This window comes from Mesorhizobium sp. M7A.F.Ca.US.006.01.1.1, assembly GCF_003997935.1.
GTDB lineage: Bacteria > Pseudomonadota > Alphaproteobacteria > Rhizobiales > Rhizobiaceae > Mesorhizobium.
Genome location: NZ_RZQL01000011.1, coordinates 26,113 through 50,905, shown reverse-complemented (window position 1 = coordinate 50,905; position 24,793 = coordinate 26,113). Strand labels below are relative to the sequence as shown.

Sequence of the window (24,793 nt, the reverse complement as noted above, 5' to 3'; positions counted from 1 at the left end):
AAAGCACCGCCAGGCCGAGGCCAGCGAAACCGAACTGGGAACATTATTTCCCGCCGATGCGTTCATGATCTTGCAAGGGACGATTTCTTTTGGAGGCTGAACATGCGCAGCTTCGAAATCATCGATCTGCTTTGCGTGATCGAGGCCTGCAAGCACGATCGGTCGGTCGGGAATTTCGTGTCCATGGCTGAAAGCGTGGAAGAATTGCGGGTGTTGACCGGCGATTTCGTTTCATCGGATGACGCGGCGGCAAATGCCCTCGCAACGGTGGCGCTTGCGCGAGGCTGCTCGGTTGTGTTCGACGAACAGGCAGGCGCGGAAATGGTTCTGACGCCTTAGACTGGAGCGGGTAGAGGGAATCGAACCCTCGCGTTCAGCTTGGGAAGCTGACAAGCTACCATTACATCATACCCGCGTGCGCCCTCGTTACCATGAGGGTTAGCCTTCGGGCAATCGCAAAGCGGTCTGTTCTCACGACGGTCGTGCCGCGGATCATGGCGCGCCCGCGGCCGTGAACTGCCGTTTTGCCTCCGCGACCTTATTGCTGGTGGCGAAGCTTGGCCAGTATTTCGAAATGGCCAGCGTCGCGCCGGCGGAAGAGAAGTGGCCATAATCGAAGTAGAGAAATTCATTGGTCTCGGCATCGGCGTATGAACAACCGGCCGAGTCGCACAGATACGTCAGCGGATCTATGAAATCGGCCCCTTTGGTGAACGGCAGAACCCGTGCGTTGATGTTCGGATCCATAGCCATCGGCCATGATGTGGTTCCGGCATGCTCCCGTTTCACCAGGAAAGCGATCTTCTGGACGTCGGCGATGAATTCCGGAGACTGGCCGACGGTATAGACCTTGACCCCCATCTCGCGAAGCCGGTCGATCGTCTTCTGCAGGCCGTCGAAGCCCCTGGCCTGGTAGTCGGTCCATCGGCCGCTCAGGATCACCGCCTGGATGTTGGCGTCGCGAATGATCGACAAGGCCCGTTCGTTGAAGCGGGTGCAGGCGGGCCGAGCATAGGAAAAATAGGTCAGGTCGGGCGGACAGCCGGCATAGGTGTATTGGATGACATTGGCCTGGATTTTCTGGGCGTTGGGCTCAAGTCCCGAAACATAATGGGCAGCGAAAGAATCGCCCCACAGCAGCACATTGGTGGCAAAGCCCGTTGTACGGGTGCAGTCGGCGAGGTTCCAGTCTTCGATGCGGGTCCCGTTCTCGTTGAAGCAGATGCCGTTGCGCCAGTCGCCGACCCGGATACGTTCGGTCGAGAAATCCGGAAACCGTTGCGGGAAACCGTTGCCCAGTGCACCGGCCAAGCCACCGGCGCACAGCAGCGCGATTGCCGTCGCCGAAAAGGCGAAGATAGGCAGCGGGGCGGTATAGGCTCGTTTGTGGCGGAAGGGTTGCTCGACATATTTCCAGGAGAATGCCGCCAAGGCGAAACTGGCCACCGTCATCGCGATAATCGTTGGCACACCGACAGTCTTCAGGGAGAGATAATGGACGAACGAGTTGATCGGCCAGTGGACGAGGTAAAGCGAATAGGAAATGAGGCCGACCCAGACCAGCGGCGCCAACCGAAGCACGCGAGTGGCGACAGGTGCCGGCCTGTCGGCGTTATCCTGGCCAGCATAGATCAGCAGAGCTGTTCCGAGGCAGGGGAATAGGGCGTTGTAGCCTGGAAACGGATCGCTGTCCGAAATCATCACAAAGCCAAATGCAATCAGGGCAAAGCCGGCGAGGCCGATCAGGTCCATCGCCAGCCGACTGGCTAGGACCGGAGGCTTCCGCAACATCAGCATGGCGCCCAGCGCCAGCTCCCATATGCGCGTCGGCAAGAGATAGAAGCCGGCCGTCGGTGCCAGCGAGGTTGCTATGACTGCCAGGGCAAAGCTGCCGATGGCCATCGGCAGAAGTACCGTCAGCCAGCGCTTCGAGACGTATCGGTGGATCAGATAAAGGAGGATCGGCGCGAAGATATAATACTGCTCTTCCACCGAAAGCGACCATGTGTGCAGGAGCGGCCGCAGTTCGGCATCGATGGAGAAATAATTCGTCGTTTTCCAGAAATAGATGTTCGACCAGAAGGTCGAGGCGGCGATCACACTAAGGCTGAATTCGTGGAGATCCGAGGGCAGAAGGATGAACCAGGCGGCAATGCTCGCGAGCAGGATGACGAAGGTCAGCGCCGGCAGGATGCGCCGTGCGCGGCGCCAGTAGAAGCGGCCGATCGAGAACTGGCCCCGCTCAAGATCATCGAGCAGGCTGCCGCTGATCAGATAGCCCGATATGACGAAGAAGATGTCGACACCGGTGAAGCCGCCAGGAATGGCGGTCACGCCGAAATGGAACAGCACGACGGGCAGCACCGCGACGGCCCGCAGGCCGTCGATGTCGCGCCGGTAGTTCATCCGGCCGGCTCGCGCGCGACCACCAGGATCCGTGCGGCCGCACCCGATACCCTCATGCGGCGATGCCTTCGGTCGTGCTGAAAATCCCGGCTCGTCGATGTCACTGGCTCACCCTCAGGCAGCAATTTTGCTGCGCTGCAACATGGGTGTCAAGGCATATATTGGCCGTCGCGAAATTCGCCATGAAGGCCCGCCAAGGATCAGGCGCCAGGCAGATAGATCACTGCATAGTCGTCCGAATAGGCCCGTTTCCAGCCCAACTGGTCGAAGAAGGGAATGCGGCTGTCGTCGGCCGATAGCAGCGCCCAATCTATTGCGTATTTCTTCAGGCGGGCTTCGAGGAGCGGCTTGCCGTCGCCGCGTCCGGTGTCGTTGTCGCTCTTCGTGAAACCGCCCAGGAACAGCTGGTCCGTCCGTCCGTCGATATAGGTCTTGAACCCGTGGAAAATAAGCGTGCCGCCGAAATTGTAGGAATTCAGCAAATTGCCGGATAGATGATGGCTTTGCGCGAAGGCCAGCGCCCCGCTGGCCGATGTCTTCGGGCTCGGCGCAACCTGATAGGTGCTGCCGAGCACGGCGACCCCGCCGATCAGCAGAACGGCTGCCGAGCCGCAGATGGCGTAGAACCGCCTGGCGAAGAATCTCTCCAGTCCGTCGCGCTTTTCGGCCAGCCATGCGGTGGCTGAAAGCGAGGGATATTGCTGTGCGACCTCGGCCGCCATCACCAGCGGAATCAGCAGGAAGAACAGATACATGAAGCGCACATGGGCGAGATAGACATGCAAGGTGAAGACGACGAACAACGCCTTGGCCCAGTCAATTCGCAATCGGGACACCAGCAACCCGAAAAGCGCCAGCAGCATCGCCGCTTCCTGGACGGGACTGTCCGGCGGATTGAATGGCTTCCATTCCATGATCAGCGACACTGCCTCATTGCCGTAAGCCACGGCGAGCGTCGCCAGGATGGCCTGGACGCCGTAGGGGTGGATCAGGCTGACCAGCGGGCAAAGCAGACCGAACGCGATCCACTTCGCCAGCAGGGCCGGTTTCGACAGGCCCGTGCGCGCCAGCAGATCGAGACCGGCGAAAGCCGCGATGACGAAGCTCAAGGTGAAGGTGGCGTGCAGGTTCGCCCATAATACGACCAGCACAAGCAGCCACCAGGGCGGCGCCCGTTCTTCCCTTGCCGCACCGAAGAGGACCGCTGTCCAGATGACGATGATCGGGAAGGTGAAGACATGCGGACGCGCCGTGAAGATCGGGTTGATCAGGAACACCGCCGCGAACGCCAGTGTAATCGCCAGGATCGGTTTCAGCCATGCGCTGAGAAACCACCCCATGAGGAAAACCGTCAGGGAGATCGAGGCGATGATCGCGGTGACGACCCCGTTCCAGCCGCCCGCCCGGTAGGCAAGGGCCAGCAGGACCTGTCCCAGCCATTCCTTGGCAATCCAGGGCTGGCCGGCAAAGGTGTAGGAATAAGGATCGACGGTGGGGAATGTCCGGTTAGTCAGGAAATCCAGACCGACCTTCACTTGCCACCAGCTGTCGGGATCCTGCAGGGTGGCGCCTGCCTGGGCACTCAACGCACCCGCCATCGCCAAGGCGGCGAGCAGGCAGAAGATCAGCCTGTTCCGCTCGTTGTACGTCGCGGCCTCCGCACTGGCCTGAGCGTCGTTCATGGTGCGCCGCCTCTGATCGGTTCCGGTGACAGTTGGGTTCAAGGTGTTGGATTGGCGGGCTGCCGCCGAGGCTTGTCGGCCACCCGAACTGTGCGGTCGGTGCTGTCGTCCCCACGTCCCACAAACACGAAGCGAGCCGAGCCAAGATAGAAAACAACCGAATAGACGCAGATTCCCGCGAGGTGGACCAGCGGGTTTTCGACGATGCCTGCTGAACGGGCGGCGATCACGACGGCCAGATTGATGCTGTAGGCGACCAGAAAGACACCCCCATAGCGCAGCGCGGTCCCGGGCTGGAAGCCATCGGCTCTGCTGAAGGTCCATTGGCGGTTGAGGAAGAAGCCGAGGACAAGGCCGGCGGCATACCCCGTGGCGTTGGCGAGGATGTCGCCCAGACCAAGCGCAAGCCCGGCCAGGATGACCGCGTATCCCAGCGCCGTGTTCAACAGACCGACGGCGCCAAATCGCAGCATCCTCGGGAAGTCAAACGGCAGGCTTGACCACATGCGCAAAATATTGGGCTCCGACAGGTACCTCGGTGAGGAAGCGCTCGAACGGCCTCAGTCTCGCAAGCATCCGAGGAAAGAAAATCCGGTAGACGATCCTCGTATTGGCAAGGCCCGCCTCGGCCATGCGCCCGCGCATCTCGCGCGAATTTATCAAAACCGCGTTTTCGTCGAAGGCACAGTTCCTCACCGCGTGCGTGGTCAGCGGATTCCAGGGATTGTGTTCGAAGACGAAGAAGCTGCCGCCATCGGCCAGCACCCTGCCGATCTCGGCGAACAGTCCGATCTGCAGGTTCTCGGGGATATGGTGGAAGACGCAGGCCGCGAAGGCCAGGTCGAAGCTGCCGTCGGCAAAGGGAATTGTCTTGCCGTCGAAATGCATGAAGGCGGCCTGGCCGGGAAAACGCTTGCTGGCGATGTCGAGCGATTCCCGCGAAGGATCGAGCAAGGTCATCTCCGCGTCGGGAAATGCGTTGCGCATATGGCCGAGCGAATTGCCAACGCCGGCGCCGAAATCCAGTATTCGTCGCGGTTTGACACCGGCCCGCCGCAGCGTCGCGGCGACGTCGTCGATCTTGTACCTGGCGAAGAAATCCGGGTTTTCGCCGCTCAGCCTTATGCTTGCGGCATGCTGCTCCTGATATTCCCGCGCAAACTGGTCGAACTCCGCCTCAAGCACGTGCGGCCCTCTTTGCCATCTCCTGCAGGCGATGGACCGGCAATTCGCCGTCCTCCACTGCCTGGCTGCGCGAAACGATCTCGTTGACGAAGTAGAGCGGCCGTCGCTTTGTCTCCATGTACATGCGCCCGAGATACTCGCCGAAGATTCCGAGCACCATAAGCTGAACGCTGCCGAGGATCAGCACGATCGCGGCAAGGCTGGTCCAGCCGGGCAACACGTTTCCGACCGACCATTCGAGCAGCGTGTAGCCGAGCACGACCAGCCCCAGAAGCCCGAACACCATTCCGAGCAGCGAGGCGAACCGCAACGGCACGATGGAGAAGCTGGTCATGGCGTCAACCGCCAGAAGAAGCATTTTCTTCAGCGGATAATGGGTGGTTCCAGCAAAGCGGCGGTGCCGCTCATAGGGGAAAGCCACCTGTCTCAGCCCGATCCAGCTCACCATGCCGCGAATGAACCTGTAACGTTCTGGCATCGCGTTCAGATGGTCGAGCGCGCGACGGTTCATCAGCCGGAAATCACCGGTATTCGGGGCTATGTCGACGTCGACCATGCGGCGCAGCAAGCGATAGAACATGGACGCGGAGGCGAGCTTGAACCAGCTTTCGCCATCGCGCGTCAGCCTCTGGCCGTAGACCACATCGAAGCCTTCGTTCATCTTCGTCATCATCGCGCCGAGCAGTTCAGGCGGATCCTGCAGGTCTGCATCGAGAATGAGAATGCGCTGGCCGCGACAGAATTCGAGCCCGGCGCTCAACGCGATCTGGTGGCCGTAATTGCGGGCGAGGTCGATGGCGACGACATGGTCGTCCTTTTCGGCCAGCTGCAGAATGGCCTCGCGCGTACCGTCGGTCGCGCCATCGATGACAAGGACGATCTCGTAGGAAGGGCCTTGTTCAAGGCATGCGGCCGTTACGCGCCGATGCAGTTCGGCCACGCCATCCAGCTCGTTGTAGCATGGGATGACCACCGACAGCATGACGCCGCGTCGCGCGGTGTTTTTCTCCGTCTCCACCAAAGCCTTGCTCCCGCTATTCGATTGGAATAGCGGCAATTGGTTAGAAAACAGATAAGCCAGCGGGATCGGCCGCAACCGTCGGTCGGCCATCATTTCTGCCGCACGCGGCCACCGGCCGAACCGGCAACTCCATGCGGATGCGGGCGCCTTGCCAGGAGCCCGCCACTATCCGGATCGAGCCATCGTGCAGCAGTGCGATCTGCCGGGCAAGGTTCAATCCCAGGCCCGCGCCGCGCGATTGCGGCTGCAGGCGGTAGAAGGGCTCGAAAACATTCTCGTGCTCATCGGCCGGAATGCCTGGGCCTTCGTCGCGGATTTCGACGCCGCCGGTTTCATCGACCGCTATGGTGATCGTGCCGGAACCGCCGCCATGATCGATGGCATTGCGCACGAGATTTGCCAGCGCGCGCTCGATCTGCAGCACGTTGATCTCGACATGGACCTTGTTGGCTGGCGGCTCGAAGGCAAGATCGTAGCCTGCTTCGATGGCGAGCGGGGCTAAGTCGGCAGCAACCCGGCTGGCAAGATCGCAGAGGTCGATGATCTGCCGCTGGTCCGCCGGGCGGTCGAGCAGCTGGTGGTCTAGCAGCTGCTGCGCAAGATGTGACAGGCGCTCGATGTCATGCAGCAGGCGCGCGCTCTGCGGTTCCTGTTTCAGCAATTCGGCGCGCGTGCGCAGGATGGCGATCGGCGTGCGCAGTTCGTGCGCGGCGTCGGTGAGGAAGCGATTGTGCCGGTCATAGCCCTGGGCGAGGCGCGCCAGCGTCTGGTTGAAGGCATGCACCAGCGGCGCGATCTCCTGCGGCACATTCTTGACCGGCAGCTGCATCGCACGGGTGCCGATGTCGATGCGCGCGGCCTGCTGGACGGTGTCGACGAGGCCGGCAAACGACCGGCGCACGACGGCTGGCGTCGTCACCAGGGTCGTGGCTCCCATGACGAGGACGATCGGCAGCAGCAGGATAACGATGATGACCGCGAGAGCGGGAAGCGCCTTCTCCCAGTTCCTGCTGCCGTCCGGGTTCTTGGCGACGTCGATGGTGGCCGAAATGTTGACCTCGAGGCCCTCGCTCTCTTCCCGCGACGACCGTGTCGCGGCGATGATCTGAACCGTGCCGGCCTTGGTCGAAACCCTTTCGAGATAGGCCTCCGGCCTCAAATCATCTCTGGAAAATCCGATGGTGGCGTGATCGGCCTGGCCCAGCAGATCGCCAAAATTCCTGGTGTAGACGTCGGGGATGCTGCCGAAGCGGATGCTCTGGCCGCTGTTGTCGCGGATGATGTACCAGACATTGGGGAAACCCTCACGAAACGAACGCAGCCCGTCGGTCTCATGGACGATCAATCTGCCGTTGCCATCACGATCGACGGCATCCTTGAGGGCGGCGACGGCAGCTTCGTTGTCGACAAGAAGTCGCGGATTGGCGATCCAAAACGCGACCGCGCACAGCACGATGAAGATGAGGAGCGTCGCCGCCTGCAGCAGGATCAGCCGCCGCACCAGCACCCATTGCAGCGATCGCGTGCGCGGCTTCTTCACGAGGCGGCCCGCAAGAGATAACCGAGGTTGCGGATCGCCCTGATCTCGATGCCGGCAGCGACGTCGTCGAGCTTGCGGCGCAGCCGCGAAATGTGCGCATCCAATGCATTGGAGCCGATCTCGTCGTCGAGAGCATAGACGGCTTCTTCCAGCGCCCCGCGCATGATGGTCCGGCCCGGCCTGCGGATGAGCGTTTCCAGCACCAGCCGTTCGCGCCGCGGAAGCTCCAGCGTCTGGTCCTCGACAAGCGCCTCGCGATGGCGGAAATCATAGGTGAGGCGGCCGACCATCACCTGATTGGCACGCGTGGTGAACGAACGCCGGTGCAAGGCATTGAGCCTGGCAACCAGTTCCACCGTTGCGAACGGTTTGACCATGTAGTCGTCGGCGCCGGCATCGAGCCCCGCCACGCGATCGTCGAGCCCGCTGAGCGCGGTCAGCGCGATCACCGGCACGTCCAGATGCAGGGCCCGCAGGCGCGGGATCAGGCTGAGGCCATCGCCATCCGGCAGCCGGCGGTCCAGCACCACCGCGTCATGGTGGCCGAGCCGCGCCACGGCTTCGGCATCCGCCAGTGTCGCGGCATGGTCGACGATGATGTCCTGGCGTTCGAGCGCGGTCTTCAGCACCGAGGCCATTTCCGGCTCGTCCTCGATCAGCAGGATGCGCATGCGCACTCTCCGTCACAGGCAGCCGGCACGCTGTGGCAATTCATTCGCATTCCAGCTTCGGTTGACGAAAATTGGTGATGAACCATCGGCCGCCCGTGGCGCGGGCGTAGAACGTATAGAAGCATTCCTGGCGCTCGATATAGCCAGGCGTTTCGGTTTCTTCGTAGACGGTTCCGTGTTTTGTGTGGCGGACCTCGCCGCTGGAGGTCCCGGAAACCACATTGGTGGAGATCTTGCGCCACTGATAGGCCCGCTCGCCCCGGCCGAGATCAACGACGGCGGTCGGCGGCCCGTAGTCCAGAATGACCGACTCGACCGGTTGCCCGATGTAGTTCTTCATGATGTCGGAGGCGCATCCCGTCAGCGCCAGCGCGATTGCGACGAAGAACGCCTTGGAGATCCACACCAGATGGTTTGCGCCGCGTTTGGACATATCCGATTCCCGTCATCAAGGTCATCCGCGGCACCGAATGCATGTCGCCCAAAAGTGGCCCCGGTTTTGGGACAACGACATGCATAAAAAAAACCTGAAGCGCGCCGCATGATCCGTTTCGATGCGGCGCGCTTTAGGACGTGAAGATTGCATCGACATTACGCAGGACCTGGCACACAAATACGGTCTGCCAACACGCGTCGATGCCGGTGCGGATGGAGGCAAAGCAATTGCGCGGCCCCGTTGCATCCGGGCGCCGCGCAAGCTCGTTCGAGCAAAATACAAGACGGGTTCAACGGAACCCATGGCCTGCCCTAGAACCGGTAGTTGATGCCGGCCTTCAGTTCATGGCTGCCGATCGTCGCCTTGGATTTGCCCAGGGCGGACGTCGTTTCGACGCCTGGGGTGCGCACATAGTCATATTCGACCTTGGCTGACAGGCCGCCGGCAAAACCCTGCTCGATGCCGCCGCCGACCAGATAGCCGAGTTTCCATCCGTCGATATCGTTCACCTTGTCGCCCTTGTCGAATTTGGTCATGGCGACGCCGCCGGTTCCAAACAGCAGCGTCTGGTCGAAGCTCAAGCCGGCTTTGGCCTTGGCGGCACCGCGCCACTTTTCCTTGATCTTGCCACCCCGGACATCGTGCTCGGCGCCACCCAGATACGAACCTTCGATCTCGGCACCGAGAACCGCTGGACCCATCTGCTGGTTGTAGCCGGCCTGAACGCCGCCGCTGAGGCCGTTGCGGCCGGAAAACGGGTTCGGCATCCCGGTGAACGCCGTGCCGCCATGCACGCCGACATAGGCGCCGCTCCACTGGAAGGCGGGGGGATCATTGTAGGTTGGCAGAAGGTCGGCGGCCATCGCCGGCCCGAGGAGGCACACGGCAAGGGCACTTGCCGTCAGGATGATCTTTGCTTGAGAGAACACTGCATTACTCCAACACACGCGCGCATCCGGCAATCGATGCGCAGGTTTCCCGAAGAACTCGACCGTTGGGCGGTCGGGTTCCGATTTGGTGTCTTTCAGGGATGGTTGCGCGGTCCTGGGGCTGGCTTTCGCCAGCTGGGGTAGGGGTCAGAGTGCCCGCGCGGCCAATCACCTGAAAGACGCCGACTGTCTCGCAGCCGAAAATTGCACGCACATTGCGGGAAGCCGAAAAATGAAGATTTTTCGCTTTATTTTCAACATATTAAAGCGATTCTGTTTACGTAAATTTAACCGTCTGGCGCGGGTTTGGCCAGGTTGGCAGCACAACCCTGCCATGCAATCGCTCGGTAGAGGCCTTCGGCATCCCGCAAAACTCCCGGCTTGAAGCGGACAAGCCAAGTGCGTATGTCTGGGCCGACGCCCTCGAGCCTGGGTACCTCAATCTGGAGACGAGCCTTGTCCGCATTGACGCGCTTTCTTGGCGACTCGCCGCTCAAGGTGATCCTGAAACTGCTGGTGGTGTCTTTCCTCGTCGGCCTGGTCATGAATGCCTTCGGCTGGTCGCCGATGGATGTGCTCTACGGCATCCGGAAGTTCTTCATGGACCTGTGGAATCTCGGCTTCCACGCCATCGACCGCTTCCTCGGCTATATCCTGCTGGGCGCGGCTATCGTCGTGCCGGCCTTCATCCTGCTCAGGATCGCCAATTACCGGAAGTAGGGCAGTATCCCGAACCGCAGGTCCGCGTCAGCGAACCCTGGCACCCGGTTTTCTCGGACAAACGGAAACCGTTTGTCCAGAGATCATGCTTGAAGAACTATCGGGCGTAGCCCGCGGCCATCTCGAACAGGATGGCGTGGCGCGCCGCGAGTGCAGGCACATCGGTGGAATAGCCACCCCCGATGACGCCGCAGACCGGAACGCCCTGCGCGCGAAAATGGCTGATGACCATGTCGTCGCGGGCGCGCAGGCCGTCATCCGATAGCGACAGCCTGCCAAGCCGATCCTCGGCATGGACATCGACGCCGGCATTGTAGAACACGATGTCCCAATGGGCCTGTGCGGACAGCTCCGGCAAGATGGTGGCGAGCCTCTCGAGATAGGCAACGTCACCCGTGCCATCGAGCAGCGCGACATCGAGGTCGGAGGCGATCTTGCGCACGGGGTAGTTGCGGTCGCCATGCATGGAAAAGGTGAAGACGCGCGGATCATCGGCGAGAATATCCGCGGTGCCGTCGCCCTGGTGCACGTCGAGATCGACGACCAGGATGTTTTGTGCCGCGCCTTCGGCGAGCAGGACCAGCGCGGCGACGGCGACATCGTTGAAGGTGCAGAAGCCCGCGCCTTGCGCGCGCCGCGCATGATGGCTGCCGCCTGCGGTGTTGCAGGCGATACCGTGGCGCAAGGCCAGCCGCGCCGCCAGCACCGTGCCGCCGGCGGCAAGCTGTGCGCGCAGCGAGACGCGGGGTCCGATCGGAAAACCGATCTCGCGTTCGATCTTCTCGGGCACGCAGCAGTTGACGACCTGGTCGACATAGCCCGCCGCATGGGCAAGCTCCAGCCATGACGCCGGCGCCGCCTCGGCGGTGTTGAGCGCGTCGGGTCCGGCCAGTCCGCGGGCGCGCAAGGCGTCCATCAGCAACGGATATTTGCTCATCGGAAAGCGATGGTTGACGGCGAAGCCGGCGTCGTAGTCGGGGTGATGGACGATCTGCAGGGGCATGAACTCGTATCCGGCGGGCTCGCGCCAGACCGGGATTTCGGTTGGCCGTCACGGTATGAATGATTGCGCGGTGGCTGGAAAATGGGGCACATCGACGGTTCCATCAAGCCGCAATCAGCAAGGCAGCAATCCTTGGACAAAGGTGCAACTCCAGCCGACGCCGGATCCCCGATCCTCTCGGGATCCCCGGTTCACCCCGGATCATTTGTCGTCACCAACCGCTCCGTGCTCGCCATCGCCGTGCCGATGACGCTTGCCTATCTGACGACGCCGATGCTCGGCCTGGTCGACACGGCTGTCGTCGGCCAGTTCGGCGATGCCGCCTTGCTGGGCGGCCTGGCGGCCGGCGCATTGATCTTCGACGTCGTCTTCACCTCTTTCAATTTCCTGCGCTCGGGCACCACCGGCCTTGTCGCACAGGCATTTGGGCGTGGCGATGCCCTGGAGGAACAGGCGGTGTTCTGGCGAGCCGTGCTGATCGCGGTTATCGCCGGCATCGTGCTCGCTGCCCTTGCGCCGCTGGTCGCCATCGCCGGGCAAAAGTTCATGGGCGCCGAACCGCGCGTCAGCGAGGCAATGGGCGTCTACATCAGGATCAGGCTGCTCGCGGCACCGTTCTCGCTGATCAACTATGCCATCCTTGGCTATGTGCTGGGGCGCGGCGAGGGCGGGCTTGGGCTGGTGCTGCAATTGGTCCTGAACGGTATCAACATCGCGCTGTGTTTCCTACTTGGGCTGAAACTTGGCTGGGGTGTCGCCGGCGTTGCCTGGGCGACCGTCAGCGGCGAGTTCCTGGCCATGCTGCTCGGCCTGGCGATCGTGATCCGCCGGTTCCGGGCGGCCCCATCCTTGCCGCGCCACCGCCTGCTCGACATGGCCGCCTTCCTGCGCATGATGTCGCTCAACCGTGACATCATGATCCGCTCGTTCTCGCTGCTCGCCGCCTTCGCATTGTTCACCCGCCAGGGCGCGCAGTTCGGCACGGTGACGCTGGCCGCCAACGCCGTGCTGATGAATTTCTTTCTCGTCGCCGGCTATTTCCTCGACGGCTTTGCCACCGCCGCCGAACAGTTGGCGGGCCGTGCCGTCGGCGCACGTGCCGCCGCACCGTTCCGCAAGGCCGTGCGGCTGACGCTGTTCTGGGGTTTCGGACTGGCGGCAGCCGCGACGCTGGTAATGCTGTCTGGTGGCGCCAATCTGGTCGCTCTCGTGACGACATCGGAGGAAGTCCGTTCGGTGGCCGACATCTACCTGCCGTGGGCGGCATTCACGGCGCTGAGCGGTGTGCTGGCGTTCCAGATGGATGGCGTCTTCATCGGCGCGACCTGGTCTCGCGACATGCGCAACATGATGCTGCTGTCGTTCCTGGTTTTCGCGGCCGCGCTGCTGACCCTAGCGCCCGCCTTCGGCAACAATGGACTTTGGGCGGCGCTGCACGTCTTCCTGCTGGTGCGAGGCTTCAGCCTGCTGACGATCCTGCGGCTCAGGGTGCGGACGGCGTTTTAGGCGGTGTCCCCGGAAGGCCTTGCGCCGTCCAGGCACCGAACGGCAGCTGTTCGCGATAGGAATTTTTTCTTGACCCGGTGATCTCAGCTATGGTACATATTTGGCCATGGTGCTGATTTGCGCCAGTGACCCGCCGCACAGGCGGGTTTTTCGTTTGATGCTCCGTCAGCCAATGCCCCGACGAGGCTCCGAAGGAACCATTGACTCGAATTCGTTGCGCTGCGGTGCGGTCGGATGCACTTGCACTTTCAGTCGATTTCCAACAGACTTGATGCACCAATTGTTCCAGGGCGAGCTTATGCGAAGCTACCTGCCATATGTCTTGGGCGCGGCGCTGGGATTGCTCACTGCGTTCATTCTCTCCGTGGTTTCTGGCATCGGCGGAACCGCACAGTTGCTTCTCTTCGGGGTGCTGCCTGCCATCGGCGGCACCATCTGCGAGCGGGCCGTCAGTCGCAATCTACGCTCCTGAGAGCAGTTCAGAGTTGCCTGGACGCCCAGAAGTCGAGGCGGCTGTCGCGCAATTCGCAAATCGACTTCAGCCGTTCTTTTTCGACGAAACGGACCATTCCGGAAAGAATACGGCCTGGCAGAGAAGGCCCGGCATAGATCATGCCGGTGTAGAGCTGCACCAGATCAGCACCCGCACGGATCTTGTCCAGCGCGGTCTCGGCGGAATCGACGCCGCCGACGCCGATGATGGCGCGGTCCGGTCCGAGCAGCTTGCGCATCTTCGCCAGCACGATGGTCGAACGCTCGAACAGCGGCTTGCCGGAGAGCCCCCCGGTCTCGCGCGCGGTGTCGCCGCTGCGCAGCGGCGGCCGGGAGATGGTAGTGTTGGAGACGATGACGCCGTCGATCCGCTTCTCGGCCACCTCGGCGGCGATGTCCTCCAGCTCGGCCTCGACCAGATCCGGCGCGATCTTCAGGAACACCGGCGACTGGGTTGATGCCGTGGCGCGCGCGGCCATGACCCGTGACAAAAGTTCGCCAAGCTGCTCGCGCGCCTGCATGTTGCGCAGGCCCGGCGTGTTGGGCGAGGAGATGTTGACGGTCAGATAGCTGGCGTACTGCGCAAACCGGGCGACGCCGCGCTCATAATCGCCGATGCGGTCGCTGCTGTCCTTGTTGGCGCCGATGTTGACGCCGACGATGCCGGGGCGCTCCTTGCGCGCGGCAAGGCGCTTTTCGGCCGCTGCATGGCCTTCATTGTTGAAGCCCAATCGGTTGATCACCGCATCATCGGCCGTCAGCCGGAAAATACGCGGCTTCGGGTTGCCGGCTTGCGGCAGCGGCGTGATGGTACCGACCTCCGTGAAGCCGAAGCCCAGGCCAATCAGCGCGTCGGGCACTTCGGCATTCTTGTCGTAGCCCGCTGCCATGCCGAGCGGGTTCGGAAACTCGAGGCCGCAGACCGTAACCTTCAGCCTGTCATCGCGGACCGCCGGCGCACCAACCGGAACGCCGCATCGCAGCGCCGCGATCGACATACCATGCGCGGTTTCCGGATCGAAGGCGAACAGCAGCTTCTGGCCGAGCCGGTCGAGCACGCTCATTGCCCCTCCAGTGCCGGGAATTGATGCACACCATCGGCGCCAAGCGGCAGTGGCCGGACCCACAGCACGGCCTTGAGGTCCAGCGGACCATAAAGATGCGGAAACAGCGCACCGCCGCGCGAGACCTCGTATCTCAGCGCAGCGCCTAGGCCGGCGCCGTCGATGGCGACCAGCAAAAGGTCCGTCTGGCCGGCAAAGTGCTTTGCCGCCGTTTCCCTGACCTGCGCCGCCGTTGAGAAATGAATGAAGCCGTCTGCGACATCGATCGGCGCGCCGGTGAAGCCGCCATGCGTTTCGGCCTCGCGCCATGGCGCTTGCGGGGTTATCTTGTAGATAATCTGAGACATGGTTGCGCTATAGAGCAGTTCCAGGAAAAGTGTGAAACGGTTTTCCCGGGAAAAGCGCATAGCGCTTTCCCTTGGGAATTGCGTCAAAAAGATTCCGAACCAGCCATTCGGGAAAGGCCATGCCAAGGGTCTTCCCCATTTCCGGCGCAAACATGTGATATCTGAGGCCTTGGCCATGGAGGACAACATGCGTCTGCAGCACATCTTGATCCCCGCCGCGCTCGTTTCGCTGATCGCGGCTTCAGCTTACTCGGAAGAAACCGACCGCTACCGGCTGGAAAAGTCCGATAACGGCTTTGTCCGTATCGATACGCAGACCGGCGCCATGTCGATTTGCGAGGAGCGTTCGGGCCAGCTCGTCTGCAAGATGGCGGCCGACGAACGCGCTGCTTTCCAGGACGAGGTCGACCGCTTGCAGACCTCGATGAAGGCAATGGACGAGCGCGTCACCAAGCTCGAGAATTCGCTCTCCGCCCGCCTCGAATCGAAACTGCCGAGCGAGGAGGATTTCAACAAGACGATGGGCTACATGGAGCGCTTCCTTCGCGGCTTCATGGGCATCGTCAGGGATATGGACAAGGACAACGGCGCCCAGCCCAATTCGCAGAAGACCTGAGCGTTTCAATCAAGGGAAAACGCGGTGCGCTGGCTTTGCCGCTTGAAAACAGCGCGCCGCCCCTCATAATCGTCCACTGATCCCGAAAAAAAAGCTTAGCCCATAGGGGATTCGGGGAGGAACATTTGCCGGCAGGCTATTCTTTCGTCATCGCCGACGACCACCCGCTGTTTCGCGGTGCGCTGCGCGAAGCGCTCGCCGGCATAGGCAACGTCGCCGCCATCCATGAAGCCGGCGATTTCGAGAGCGCCAAGGCGCTGGTCGTGGCCAACGAGGACGTCGATCTGGTGCTGCTCGACCTGTCGATGCCGGGCGCCAGCGGCCTCTCCGGCCTGATCTCGCTGCGCGGCATCCATCCGGCGGTGCCGCTGGTCGTGGTGTCGGCGCATGACGATCCGGCGACCATCAGGCGGGCGCTCGATCTCGGCGCGTCCGGCTTCATCTCCAAATCGGCCAGCATGGAAGAGATCCGCAGCGCCGTGCAGTCGGTGCTTGCCGGCGATATTGCAGCACCCGTCGGCGTCGATCTCGGCATCGAGCGCGATCCTGAAATATCAGACCTGATCAAGCGCCTGCAGGCGTTGACGCCGCAGCAGACCCGGGTGCTCGGCATGCTGGCCGAGGGCCTGCTCAACAAACAGATCGCCTATGAACTCGGCGTCTCCGAGGCCACCATCAAGGCGCATGTCTCCGCCATCCTGCAGAAGCTCGGCGTCGACAGCCGCACCCAGGCGGTGATCCTGCTGTCCAAGATCGGCAGCGACCCGCTGCAGCCGGCAAGTTAGACCCCTATTCGGCCGCCGGTGCCAGCGGCCTGACCCTGGCCATCATCGAACGCAGCACCGCTGGTCTGAGCGGTTTGTTGATCACCGCAATCTCGAGCCCGCCCGCGGCCGTGCGCACCTCGTTGGAGCGGTCGGCGGTGACCAGCACGGCCGGCAGGGTGTCGCCATGGATCGCGCGCAGCCTGACGATGATATCGAGACCGGTTTCGCCGTCGAGATGGTAGTCGGCAAGGACGATGTCCGGGCGGTGTATCTTCGCGGTCTCCGGATCCTTTGAACCGGACGCGGTGTCGACGTTGCAACCCCAGCCTTCGAGCAGGAGCCGCATGCCCTCGAGGATGCGGGCGTCGTTGTCGATGCACAGCACGTGCAGCCCGGCCAGCGAAGCCGTCGCGCGGGCAGGTACCCTGGTTTCGATCTCGCGCCGCGGCTCCTGCACGGCCGCCACGGGCAGGATGACGGAGAAGCGCGTGCCCTTGCCAGGGTTGGAAAAGATCCGGATCTCCAGGCGCAACACCCGGGCGATGCGGTCGACGATGGAGAGGCCGAGACCGAGGCCCTCGGCCTCGCGCGCGCCCTCGTCGAGCCGGGTGAATTCGCGAAAGACGGTGTTCAGCTTGTCGCCGGCGATGCCGATGCCGGTGTCGACCACCTGGATCTCGGCCAGTTCGCCGCGCCGCCTGACGCCAACCAGCACGCGGCCGTGGCGCGTGTATTTGATGGCGTTGGAGACGAGATTCTGGATCAGGCGGCGCAGCAAATTGCGGTCCGTCGTGACCGTCAGCGATGACGCCATGATGGTCAGCTCAAGCTTCTTTTCGGCGGCCAGCGGCCGGAAGTCGTTGCCGATCTGGCGCAGCAATCCGTCGAGGTTGAAGGCGGTATCGTCCGGCTTCATCGCGCCGGCATCGAGGCGGGAGATGTCGAGCACGGCGCCGAGAATCGTCTCGACCGATTCCAGCGAGGATTCGATGTTCACGGCCGCCTTGCCGGCAGGTCCCTTGCCGGCCTTCTCTATCAGCGAGGAGCAATAGAGCCGGGCGGCGTTCAGCGGCTGCAGGATGTCGTGGCCGGCGGCGGCGAGGAAGCGCGTCTTGCCGAGATTGGCCTCCTCGGCCAGCATCTGCGCCTGCGCCAGCTCCTCATTGACCCGGGTCAGTTCGATGGTGCGGGTCTTGACGCGCTGCTCCAGCGATTCATTGGCCCTCTTCAGTGCCAGATCCTGCTCGACGCGTCCGGAAATGTCGGCATAGGTGGCGACGATGCCGCCGTCCGGCATCGGGTTGGAACGCAGTTCCAGGATGCGGCCCGAGGTTTTCAGCTCCATCTGCCACGGGCTGACGAAACTGGTCAGCCGGTTGAGCATGGCCACACGCTGATCGGCAGGGATGTCGCCGCGTTCGGCGAGATGGCGCAGGATGCGGTCGAGCGAGACGCCGACCTGGCCCATCTCGTCGGGCAGGTCGAACAGCGCCCGGTACTGGCGGTTCCAGCAGATCAGGCGGAAATCGCGATCGAAGACGGTGATGCCCTGTTCCATCTGGTCGAGCGCGATCTGCAGCAGATCGCGGTTGTGTTGCAGCGCCTCGGTGGCGTCGTCGAGCAATCGGAAAGCATCCCGGGATTCGCGGTCGTGGCGCCGAAACAGCAGCGACAGGATCAGGCGTGCCGAGGAGGAACCGACGGCGCTGGCCAGCAACTGCTCGGAAAAGCGGATGACGTCCATGCTCGCCTGCTCGTTGCCGTGCAGCGAGGTTCCGTTGGTCTTTTCGAACGACTGGAAAGAGCGCTCGGTGCGCTCGACGCCGAGATAGCGCCCGATCGTGTCCTTGAGGTCGTTGACGGTGATGGCGGTGCGGAAGCGGCGCAGGCTTGGCATCGGGCCGGCATCGCGCGGCACGAAGATCGACGCCTGGATGCGTTCCAGCGGCACCGATGCGCGCGAGAGCGAACCGAGCACAAAGAACACCGCGTTGATCGACAGGCTCCACAGCACGCCGTGGTTCAGCGGTTCGGCGACGGTGCCGAACAATGCCTGCGGCCGCAGCGCCTCGAAGCCGAACAGGCCGTGCACGATGATGCCGGTATCGGGTGCGGCAAGCGATGGAAACAGCAGCGTGTAGCCCCAGACGATGATGCCGGCGATCATGCCGAGTGCGGCACCCCTGCCGTTGGCGCCGCGCCAGATCAGCCCGCCGATCAGCGCCGGCGCGAACTGCGCGATGGCCGCGAACGACATCAGGCCGATCGACGACAGCCGCGCGCTGTTTGTGCTCTCGCGGTAGTAGAGGAAGGCGATGAACAACAGGATGAAGATCGCCCCGCGCCGTACATTGAGGATGAGCGTCGACCAGTCTTCGGTCTCGGAGGTCGAGGTCTTGAGCAGGCGGCGCACGAACAGCGGAATGACGAGGTCGTTGGAGATCATGATCGACAGCGCCACGCTTTCGACGATCACCATCGCCGTCGCCGCCGACAGCCCGCCGATGAAGGCCGCCATCGCCAGCACGTCATGGCCGCTGAACAGGGGCAGCGACAGCACGTAGAGATCGCTGCTGGTTCCAGTGCCGACCAGCGAAAGGCCGGCGAAGGCGATCGGCAGCACGAACAGGTTGATCGCCACGAGGTAGAGCGGGAACACCCAAGTCGCGGTGCGCAGTTCGGCCTCGCCACGGTTCTCGACGATGGTGACGTAGAACTGCCGCGGCAGCATGATGATGGCAAAGCCGCTGAGGCAAGTCAGCACCAGCCAGGTGGCGAGCGAGGTGTTGTAGCTCATCGCCTGCCGGACCTGCGCGTTCTCGGCGAGCTTGTCGAACATGTCGCCCGGGCCGCCGAAGATCAGGAAGGTGACCATCAGGCCGATCGCCAGGAAGGCGGCGAGCTTGACCACGGTTTCGACCGCCACCGCCAGCACCAGCCCGTCCTGGTGTTCGGTGGCGTCGGCATGACGGGTTCCAAACAGCACCGCAAACAGCGCCAGGAGCATGGCGACGACCAGCGAGATGTCGCTGACGAAGGGATCGAACGAAGGCGGCGATCCCGTATAGTGCTCGACCATCAGGCTGACCGAACCGGAGATAGCCTTCAACTGCAGCGCGATATAGGGCACCGCGCCGATGGTGGCGATCAGCGTGGCGATCGCCGCAACTGTAAAACTCTTGCCGTAGCGTGCGCCGAGGAAATCCGCGATCGAGGTGATCTTCTCGGTCTTGGCCAGCCGCACGATGCGGTTGAGCAGCGGGAAGCCGAACACGAAGACGAGCACCGGGCCCGTATAGATGCCGAGGAATTCGAGGCCGCGTTCGGAAGAGAGACCGACCGAGCCGAAGAAAGTCCAGGATGTGCAGTAGATCGCGAGGCTGAGTGCGTAGATGAAAGGCCGCCCCCGGCTCGGCTCGGAGATGGCCGAGCGGCGGTCGCCGAGGCTGGCGATGGCAAACAGCAGCGTCACATAGGCGACCGCGATGATGACGATGAACAAGCCCTGCACGCCTGGACTTTCCTCCTCTGCCGCGTTTTATCCGGCTTGCCCGGACGCAACCACAGCTTGGCGTCCGAGTCCATTGCGGCTTTGGCAGCATGATCGCGGCCACGATATTCTGCCAGCATTAGTCAAGATGCCGCTCAAAGTGCCGTAAGGTAAGGAGAAAGCGGTTGTTTTCTCCCTTTTACCCATGTTGCGTCAGCAGGTTTTTGTTATGTTGCCTCAGGTCGATGCCGCAAGGACGGAAACGGCAGCTCGGCCAGTCACGACAAGGAGGGTCGAATGCTGAAAGAATTCCAGGAATTTATTTCCAAGGGTAATGTGATGGACCTTGCGGTCGGCGTCATCATCGGCGCGGCCTTCGCCAAGATCGTCGATTCCCTTGTCAACGACGTGATCATGCCGATCGTCGGTGCGATTTTCGGCGGCTTGGACTTCAACAACTATTTCATAGGGCTTTCCTCGGCCGTCAACGCCACCTCACTGGTGGACGCCAAAAAGCAGGGCGCGGTTCTGGCCTATGGCAGCTTCATCACCGTAGCGCTGAATTTCATCATCCTGGCTTTCATCATCTTCCTGATGGTCAAGGCTGTGAACAATCTGCGCAAGCGGCTTGAGCGCGAGAAGCCCGCTGCACCGGCCGCCCCGCCGCCAGCCGACGTCGCGCTGCTCACCGAAATTCGCGATCTGCTCGCCAGGCGCTGACCACCGGCGGCATTTGCTGGACCAAAACCCCGGTCGTTCGCGGCCGGGGTTTTCTGTTTTCGCATCTGGTAAGGACCGCTGACGAAAACCGCAGACCAAACGGATCCGCCCATGACCCTGATCGACAGCTTGCGCACCGAGGCCCGTGCGGCACCCGAAAGCGGCATTGTCGCCGTCGTCAATTACGGCCGCCTGCGCGAAGGCATGATCCCGCTCTGGGCCGGCGAGGGCGACCTGCCGACGCCGGCCTTTATCACCGATGCCGCGTCGAAGGCGCTGGCCGGCGGCGAGACATTCTACACCTGGCAAAGGGGCATCCCCGATCTTAGGCAGGCGCTCTCCCGTTACTATGCCAGGCATTTCGGCAAGACCTTCCCGGAGGAAGAATTCATCGTCACCGGCTCCGGCATGCATGCCATCCAGCTGGCGCTCGACGCGCTCGCCGGTGCCGGCGACGAGGTTGTCTATCTGTCGCCGGCCTGGCCGAATTTCGATGCCGCGGCAGCGATAGCGGGAGCCATTCCAGTCGCGGTCACGCTCGATCATTCCGGCAATGGCTGGTCCTGCGACGTCGAGAAGATCGCGGCTTCGATCACGCCGCGCACCAAGGCGCTGTTCATCAACACGCCGTCGAACCCGACCGGCTGGACCGCCGATCATGAGACCTTGCAGGCCATCCTCGATCTGGCGCGCGCCAAAAACCTGTGGATCATCGCCGACGAGATCTATTCGCTTTTCCACTATGGCCACGGCCGCGCGCCGTCCTTCCTCGACATCGCGTCGGCGGAAGACCGCATCCTGTACGTCAACTCCTTCTCCAAGAACTGGGCGATGACCGGCTGGCGCGTCGGCTGGATCAAGACGCATCCGAGCTTGCAGCAGGTGTTCGAGAACCTGATCCAGTATTCGAACTCCGGCGTCGCCCAGTTCATGCAGCGCGGCGCGGCCGCCGCCCTTGACGGGGGCGATGCCTTCGTTGCCGAACAGGTGGAGCGGGCGCGCAAGGCGCGCGACCTTGTCTGCAGCATCCTCGGCGCCACCGGCCGAGCCCGGTTCACGGTGCCGCAGGGCGCGTTCTATCTGTTTTTCACTGTCGACGGCATCACCGATTCACGCACCGCTGCCTTCGACATCGTCGACAAGGCCAATGTCGGCCTAGCGCCAGGCACCGCTTTCGGCTCCGGCGGCGAGGCGTTTTTGCGGCTGTGTTTCCACCGCCGCCTCGACCAGGTCGAGGAAGCGGCACACCGGCTGGCAAATTGGATGAAGGCTATTTGAGGATTGGGCTGGACAGGAAAGCCGGCGCATTTGAAGGTCCTGGACCGCCTCACTCCTCGGCTGCGGTAACGGCATGGATCCTAGGGTCTGCGCCGCGTCGCTTCGCTCCTTGCTCCGCCCTAGGATGACGAAGAGAAAGATGCCTCGGCTAATCTCGAAGGTCGGCCATTGCTACGATGCCAGACTCCAACTTCCGTGACTAGCCAGAAGCCCCCGCGCCTTCGTCATCCTAGGGCGTAGCAGTCGCGAAGCGACGTCGCGGAGACCCTAGGATCCATGCCGTGACATCGGAGCGTCGCGGCGTTGGAAGCAATCGACAGGCGCAAACAGCAACGGGCTTCAGCCGCCTGACTTGGGCACCAGCAGGGGAATGATGCGGTCGCTCTTGGCCACCGAAGGCCGGCCGGCGGAGCCATAGGGGATGCCGAGCGCATCCCAGGTCTCGACCAGTGCATCCTGTAATTCGGCGATCAGCGCATCGGAATGGAATGGCGTCGGCGTGATGCGCAGCCGCTCGGTGCCGCGCGGCACGGTCGGGTAGTTGATCGGCTGGATGTAGATGCCGTGCACGCCGAGCAGGCGGTCGCTGGCCATCTTGCAGGCCTCCGGATCGCCGACCAGCAGCGGCACGATATGCGTCGGCGAGTCCATCACCGGCAAGCCGGCGGCCGACAGGATCTGCTTGGTTCGTGTCGCCTGCTGCTGCTGGGCGTCACGCTCGGCCTGCGAGCGCTTGAGATGGCGGATCGACGCGGTCGCGGCGGCAGCGATCGCCGGCGGCAGTGCCGTGGTGAAGATGAAGCCCGGCGCATAGGAGCGCACGGCGTCGATCACGGCGCTGGTGCCGGTGATGTAGCCGCCCAGCGTGCCGAATGCCTTGGCCAGCGTGCCTTCGATGATGTCGATGCGGTCAGCCAGGCCTTCGCGCTCGGTGATGCCGCCGCCGCGCGGCCCGTACATGCCGACGGCATGGACCTCGTCGATATAGGTCATGGCGTTGTAGCGCTCGGCGAGCTCGACGATCTGCTTGATTGGCGCAATGTCGCCGTCCATCGAATAGACGCTTTCGAAGACGATCAGCTTGGCGCGTTCGCGCCCCGCCGCCTGCAAAAGGCTTTCCAGATGCGCCACGTCGTTGTGGCGGAAGATCTTCTTCTCGGCGCCGGAACGCCGCACGCCTTCGATCATCGAGGCGTGGTTCAATTCGTCCGAGATGATCAGGCAGTTGGGCAAAAGCTTCGCGATGGTCGAGATCGAGGCCTCGTTGGAGACGAAACCGGAGGTGAAGACCAGTGCCGCTTCCTTGTCGTGCAGGTCCGCAAGCTCCACCTCGAGCTCGACCAGCGGGTTCGAGGTGCCGGAAATGTTGCGGGTGCCGCCGGCGCCCGAACCCATCTTGCCAGCAGTATTCTGGAACGCGGCGATGACGTCGGCATGCTGCCCCATGCCGAGATAGTCGTTGGAGCACCAGACGGTGATTTCCTCGGCGCGGCCATTGGAACGCCAGATGGCGCGCGGGAACTTGCCCGCGATCCGCTCCAGGTCGGCGAAAACGCGGTAGCGACGCTCGGCATGGAGCTGGTCGATCGCTTCCTCGAAGAACCGCTGATAGTTCATGTCGACTTCCTAATTTTTGCGCGGGATCATAATCATTGGCCTGTTGGTCGTCCACCTGGCCTTTTTGGTCAAAATGCCACGCCCCGGACCTGTTCCTAACGATTACGGATCGTGGCCTATTCCCTTGATGTGGATCAACTTTGTTTCAGGACGATGCCACTAGCCGGCGATGCCGGTTACGACGGGTTCCAATGGTCATGCGGCGGGCTTTCCAGTAGAGCGGGGGTTGAGACAGTTTCCGATAAATCTTGGATAAGCGAGGACGCGGATGACGGTTTTGGTTACAGGCGGCGCCGGTTACATCGGCAGCCATATGGTCTGGGAGTTGCTTGATGCCGGCGAGAGCGTGGTCGTCCTCGATCGCCTTTCCACCGGTTTCGAATGGGCGGTGGCGCCGGAGGCAAGGCTGGTGGTTGGCGATGTCGCCGACAGGGAGTTGGTCGGTTCGATCATCCGTGACAATCATGTCGACGCGATCATTCATTTCGCCGGCTCGATCGTGGTTCCGGAATCGGTCGCCGACCCGCTCAGCTACTATGAGAACAACACCTCGAAGACGCGCACGCTGATCGAAACCGCGGTGCGCGAAGGCGTGCCCAATTTCATCTTTTCCTCGACCGCCGCCGTCTATGGCGGCGCCGGGCTGGAGCCGGTGCGCGAGGACGCCCGCCTGGTGCCGGAATCGCCCTACGGCCTGTCCAAGCTGATGAGTGAGTGGATGCTGCGCGACGCGTCGATCGCGCATGGCCTGCGCTATACCGCGCTGCGCTACTTCAACGTCGCCGGCGCCGACCCGAAGGGCCGCACCGGCCAGTCGACGCCCGGCGCCACCCATCTGATCAAGGTCGCCTGCGAGACCGCACTCGGCAAGCGGCCGTTCATGCAGGTGTTCGGCACCGATTATCCGACGCCGGACGGCACCTGCATGCGCGACTACATCCATGTCAGCGATCTGGCGGCGGCGCATCGCCTGGCCCTGCAGCGGCTGCGTGCCGGGGGCACCAGCCTTGTCGCAAATTGCGGCTACAGCCATGGCTATTCGGTGCTAGAGGTCATCGACAGCGTGCGCCGCGCCTTCGGCCATGATTTCGAGGTGAAGATGGGCGATCGCCGTCCCGGCGATGCCGCGGCGATTGTCGCCAATTCGGATCTCGCCCGCGCCGAGCTCGGCTGGACCCCGCAGCGCGACGATCTTGACCAGATCGTTGCCGACGCCCTCGCCTGGGAGCGCATCCTGACCGGCAAGAACTCCGCGCGCGGCTGAGCCGGGTTCTCCGAAGGGCTCGCAAGGCGGGCAGTGAAG

General features: G+C 62.8%; 23 protein-coding genes and 1 tRNA gene. 9 read left to right on the top strand and 15 right to left on the bottom strand.

Annotation, left to right across the window (positions count from 1 at the left end; translation table 11 throughout):
- Positions 1–102: 102 nt before the first annotated feature.
- Positions 103–339 (top strand): hypothetical protein, encoded by a 237-nt coding sequence (locus EN943_RS03965; RefSeq protein WP_127411593.1) that lies wholly within the window; start codon positions 103–105, stop codon positions 337–339.
- A gap of 2 nt (positions 340–341) precedes the next feature.
- Here the strand turns inward: EN943_RS03965 and EN943_RS03960 are convergent.
- The 10 genes from EN943_RS03960 to EN943_RS03910 form a co-directional block, all read right to left on the bottom strand.
- A tRNA-Gly gene (locus EN943_RS03960) sits at positions 342–415 on the bottom strand.
- A 77-nt stretch (positions 416–492) separates the two neighbouring features.
- Positions 493–2,406, bottom strand: a complete 1,914-nt coding sequence (locus EN943_RS03955; RefSeq protein WP_127411592.1) for an acyltransferase family protein — start codon at positions 2,404–2,406, stop codon at positions 493–495.
- A gap of 200 nt (positions 2,407–2,606) precedes the next feature.
- Complete coding sequence (locus tag EN943_RS03950) at positions 2,607–4,088, bottom strand: hypothetical protein (protein WP_127411591.1); 1,482 nt, start codon at positions 4,086–4,088, stop codon at positions 2,607–2,609.
- A gap of 38 nt (positions 4,089–4,126) precedes the next feature.
- Positions 4,127–4,594 (bottom strand): GtrA family protein, encoded by a 468-nt coding sequence (locus EN943_RS03945; protein WP_032899145.1) that lies wholly within the window; start codon positions 4,592–4,594, stop codon positions 4,127–4,129.
- Entirely contained in the window at positions 4,572–5,273 is a 702-nt protein-coding gene (locus tag EN943_RS03940; protein WP_127411590.1) for a class I SAM-dependent methyltransferase, read from the bottom strand. Before EN943_RS03940 ends, EN943_RS03945 begins: the two co-directional genes overlap by 23 nt.
- Positions 5,266–6,255 (bottom strand): glycosyltransferase family 2 protein, encoded by a 990-nt coding sequence (locus tag EN943_RS03935; protein WP_206522729.1) that lies wholly within the window; start codon positions 6,253–6,255, stop codon positions 5,266–5,268. The genes EN943_RS03940 and EN943_RS03935 overlap by 8 nt, the downstream gene beginning before the upstream one ends.
- Positions 6,256–6,334: 79 nt before the next feature.
- Entirely contained in the window at positions 6,335–7,834 is a 1,500-nt protein-coding gene (locus EN943_RS03930) for a HAMP domain-containing sensor histidine kinase (protein WP_127411588.1), read from the bottom strand.
- Complete coding sequence (locus tag EN943_RS03925) at positions 7,831–8,505, bottom strand: response regulator transcription factor (RefSeq protein WP_127411587.1); 675 nt, start codon at positions 8,503–8,505, stop codon at positions 7,831–7,833. The genes EN943_RS03930 and EN943_RS03925 overlap by 4 nt, the downstream gene beginning before the upstream one ends.
- Positions 8,506–8,545: 40 nt before the next feature.
- A complete protein-coding gene (locus tag EN943_RS03920) occupies positions 8,546–8,938 on the bottom strand; it encodes a hypothetical protein (RefSeq protein WP_127411586.1) in 393 nt (130 codons plus the stop codon).
- A 314-nt stretch (positions 8,939–9,252) separates the two neighbouring features.
- The gene (locus EN943_RS03910; protein WP_127411585.1) at positions 9,253–9,870 is read right to left on the bottom strand and encodes an outer membrane protein; all 618 of its coding nucleotides are present in this window, start codon (positions 9,868–9,870) and stop codon (positions 9,253–9,255) included.
- Between the two features lie 456 nt (positions 9,871–10,326).
- Between EN943_RS03910 and EN943_RS03905 the strand changes: the two genes are divergently transcribed.
- On the top strand, positions 10,327–10,590 hold the full coding sequence (locus tag EN943_RS03905) for a DUF6460 domain-containing protein (protein WP_023813886.1): 264 nt from the start codon (positions 10,327–10,329) through the stop codon (positions 10,588–10,590).
- A gap of 97 nt (positions 10,591–10,687) precedes the next feature.
- On the opposite strand, the gene EN943_RS03900 is transcribed toward EN943_RS03905, so the two are convergent.
- On the bottom strand, positions 10,688–11,593 hold the full coding sequence (locus EN943_RS03900) for a histone deacetylase (RefSeq protein ID WP_127411584.1): 906 nt from the start codon (positions 11,591–11,593) through the stop codon (positions 10,688–10,690).
- Positions 11,594–11,764: 171 nt separating this feature from the next.
- On the opposite strand from EN943_RS03900, the gene EN943_RS03895 reads away from it, so the two are divergent.
- A complete protein-coding gene (locus EN943_RS03895) occupies positions 11,765–13,099 on the top strand; it encodes an MATE family efflux transporter (protein WP_164778067.1) in 1,335 nt (444 codons plus the stop codon).
- A 298-nt stretch (positions 13,100–13,397) separates the two neighbouring features.
- The gene (locus EN943_RS37555; RefSeq protein ID WP_164778063.1) at positions 13,398–13,571 is read left to right on the top strand and encodes a hypothetical protein; all 174 of its coding nucleotides are present in this window, start codon (positions 13,398–13,400) and stop codon (positions 13,569–13,571) included.
- A gap of 7 nt (positions 13,572–13,578) precedes the next feature.
- Here EN943_RS37555 and EN943_RS03890 read toward each other — a convergent pair whose 3' ends face one another.
- Together EN943_RS03890 and EN943_RS03885 are read right to left on the bottom strand one after the other, a co-directional pair.
- Positions 13,579–14,655 carry a quinone-dependent dihydroorotate dehydrogenase gene (locus EN943_RS03890; protein ID WP_127411582.1) on the bottom strand — a complete coding sequence of 359 codons (1,077 nt, stop codon included), beginning with the start codon at positions 14,653–14,655 and terminating at the stop codon, positions 13,579–13,581.
- Positions 14,652–15,002, bottom strand: coding sequence for a DUF952 domain-containing protein (locus tag EN943_RS03885; RefSeq protein ID WP_164778066.1), 351 nt, complete (start codon positions 15,000–15,002; stop codon positions 14,652–14,654). The genes EN943_RS03890 and EN943_RS03885 overlap by 4 nt, the downstream gene beginning before the upstream one ends.
- A gap of 187 nt (positions 15,003–15,189) precedes the next feature.
- On the opposite strand from EN943_RS03885, the gene EN943_RS03880 reads away from it, so the two are divergent.
- Positions 15,190–15,618, top strand: a complete 429-nt coding sequence (locus tag EN943_RS03880) for a hypothetical protein (protein WP_023813892.1) — start codon at positions 15,190–15,192, stop codon at positions 15,616–15,618.
- 125 nt (positions 15,619–15,743) lie between these two features.
- Positions 15,744–16,403 (top strand): response regulator transcription factor, encoded by a 660-nt coding sequence (locus EN943_RS03875; RefSeq protein WP_063173554.1) that lies wholly within the window; start codon positions 15,744–15,746, stop codon positions 16,401–16,403.
- 4 nt (positions 16,404–16,407) lie between these two features.
- On the opposite strand, the gene EN943_RS03870 is transcribed toward EN943_RS03875, so the two are convergent.
- Positions 16,408–19,896 (bottom strand): PAS domain-containing hybrid sensor histidine kinase/response regulator, encoded by a 3,489-nt coding sequence (locus tag EN943_RS03870; RefSeq protein ID WP_127411580.1) that lies wholly within the window; start codon positions 19,894–19,896, stop codon positions 16,408–16,410.
- A gap of 276 nt (positions 19,897–20,172) precedes the next feature.
- On the opposite strand from EN943_RS03870, the gene mscL reads away from it, so the two are divergent.
- Positions 20,173–20,595: a large conductance mechanosensitive channel protein MscL gene (mscL, locus tag EN943_RS03865; protein WP_127411579.1), complete on the top strand. Its 423-nt coding sequence runs from the start codon at positions 20,173–20,175 to the stop codon at positions 20,593–20,595.
- A 111-nt stretch (positions 20,596–20,706) separates the two neighbouring features.
- Positions 20,707–21,873: a pyridoxal phosphate-dependent aminotransferase gene (locus EN943_RS03860; protein ID WP_127411578.1), complete on the top strand. Its 1,167-nt coding sequence runs from the start codon at positions 20,707–20,709 to the stop codon at positions 21,871–21,873.
- A gap of 339 nt (positions 21,874–22,212) precedes the next feature.
- Here EN943_RS03860 and hemA read toward each other — a convergent pair whose 3' ends face one another.
- A complete protein-coding gene (gene hemA, locus EN943_RS03855; protein WP_127411577.1) occupies positions 22,213–23,490 on the bottom strand; it encodes a 5-aminolevulinate synthase in 1,278 nt (425 codons plus the stop codon).
- Positions 23,491–23,758: 268 nt separating this feature from the next.
- Here hemA and galE point away from each other — a divergent pair, with 268 nt between their 5' ends.
- Complete coding sequence (gene galE, locus EN943_RS03850; protein ID WP_127411576.1) at positions 23,759–24,754, top strand: UDP-glucose 4-epimerase GalE; 996 nt, start codon at positions 23,759–23,761, stop codon at positions 24,752–24,754.
- Positions 24,755–24,793 lie beyond the last annotated feature (39 nt).

What these genes read in the sequence shown, in the direction of transcription:
- EN943_RS03965 (WP_127411593.1), top strand. Translation starts at nt 103, where the DNA reads ATGCGCAGCTTCGAAATCATCGATCTGCTTTGCGTGATCGAGGCCTGC.
- EN943_RS03955 (WP_127411592.1), bottom strand. Translation starts at nt 2,406, where the DNA reads ATGAACTACCGGCGCGACATCGACGGCCTGCGGGCCGTCGCGGTGCTG.
- EN943_RS03950 (WP_127411591.1), bottom strand. Translation starts at nt 4,088, where the DNA reads ATGAACGACGCTCAGGCCAGTGCGGAGGCCGCGACGTACAACGAGCGG.
- EN943_RS03945 (WP_032899145.1), bottom strand. Translation starts at nt 4,594, where the DNA reads ATGTGGTCAAGCCTGCCGTTTGACTTCCCGAGGATGCTGCGATTTGGC.
- EN943_RS03935 (WP_206522729.1), bottom strand. Translation starts at nt 6,255, where the DNA reads ATGCTGTCGGTGGTCATCCCATGCTACAACGAGCTGGATGGCGTGGCC.
- EN943_RS03925 (WP_127411587.1), bottom strand. Translation starts at nt 8,505, where the DNA reads ATGCGCATCCTGCTGATCGAGGACGAGCCGGAAATGGCCTCGGTGCTG.
- EN943_RS03920 (WP_127411586.1), bottom strand. Translation starts at nt 8,938, where the DNA reads ATGTCCAAACGCGGCGCAAACCATCTGGTGTGGATCTCCAAGGCGTTC.
- EN943_RS03900 (WP_127411584.1), bottom strand. Translation starts at nt 11,593, where the DNA reads ATGCCCCTGCAGATCGTCCATCACCCCGACTACGACGCCGGCTTCGCC.
- EN943_RS37555 (WP_164778063.1), top strand. Translation starts at nt 13,398, where the DNA reads ATGCGAAGCTACCTGCCATATGTCTTGGGCGCGGCGCTGGGATTGCTC.
- EN943_RS03890 (WP_127411582.1), bottom strand. Translation starts at nt 14,655, where the DNA reads ATGAGCGTGCTCGACCGGCTCGGCCAGAAGCTGCTGTTCGCCTTCGAT.
- EN943_RS03885 (WP_164778066.1), bottom strand. Translation starts at nt 15,002, where the DNA reads ATGTCTCAGATTATCTACAAGATAACCCCGCAAGCGCCATGGCGCGAG.
- EN943_RS03880 (WP_023813892.1), top strand. Translation starts at nt 15,190, where the DNA reads ATGCGTCTGCAGCACATCTTGATCCCCGCCGCGCTCGTTTCGCTGATC.
- mscL (WP_127411579.1), top strand. Translation starts at nt 20,173, where the DNA reads ATGCTGAAAGAATTCCAGGAATTTATTTCCAAGGGTAATGTGATGGAC.
- EN943_RS03860 (WP_127411578.1), top strand. Translation starts at nt 20,707, where the DNA reads ATGACCCTGATCGACAGCTTGCGCACCGAGGCCCGTGCGGCACCCGAA.
- hemA (WP_127411577.1), bottom strand. Translation starts at nt 23,490, where the DNA reads ATGAACTATCAGCGGTTCTTCGAGGAAGCGATCGACCAGCTCCATGCC.
- galE (WP_127411576.1), top strand. Translation starts at nt 23,759, where the DNA reads ATGACGGTTTTGGTTACAGGCGGCGCCGGTTACATCGGCAGCCATATG.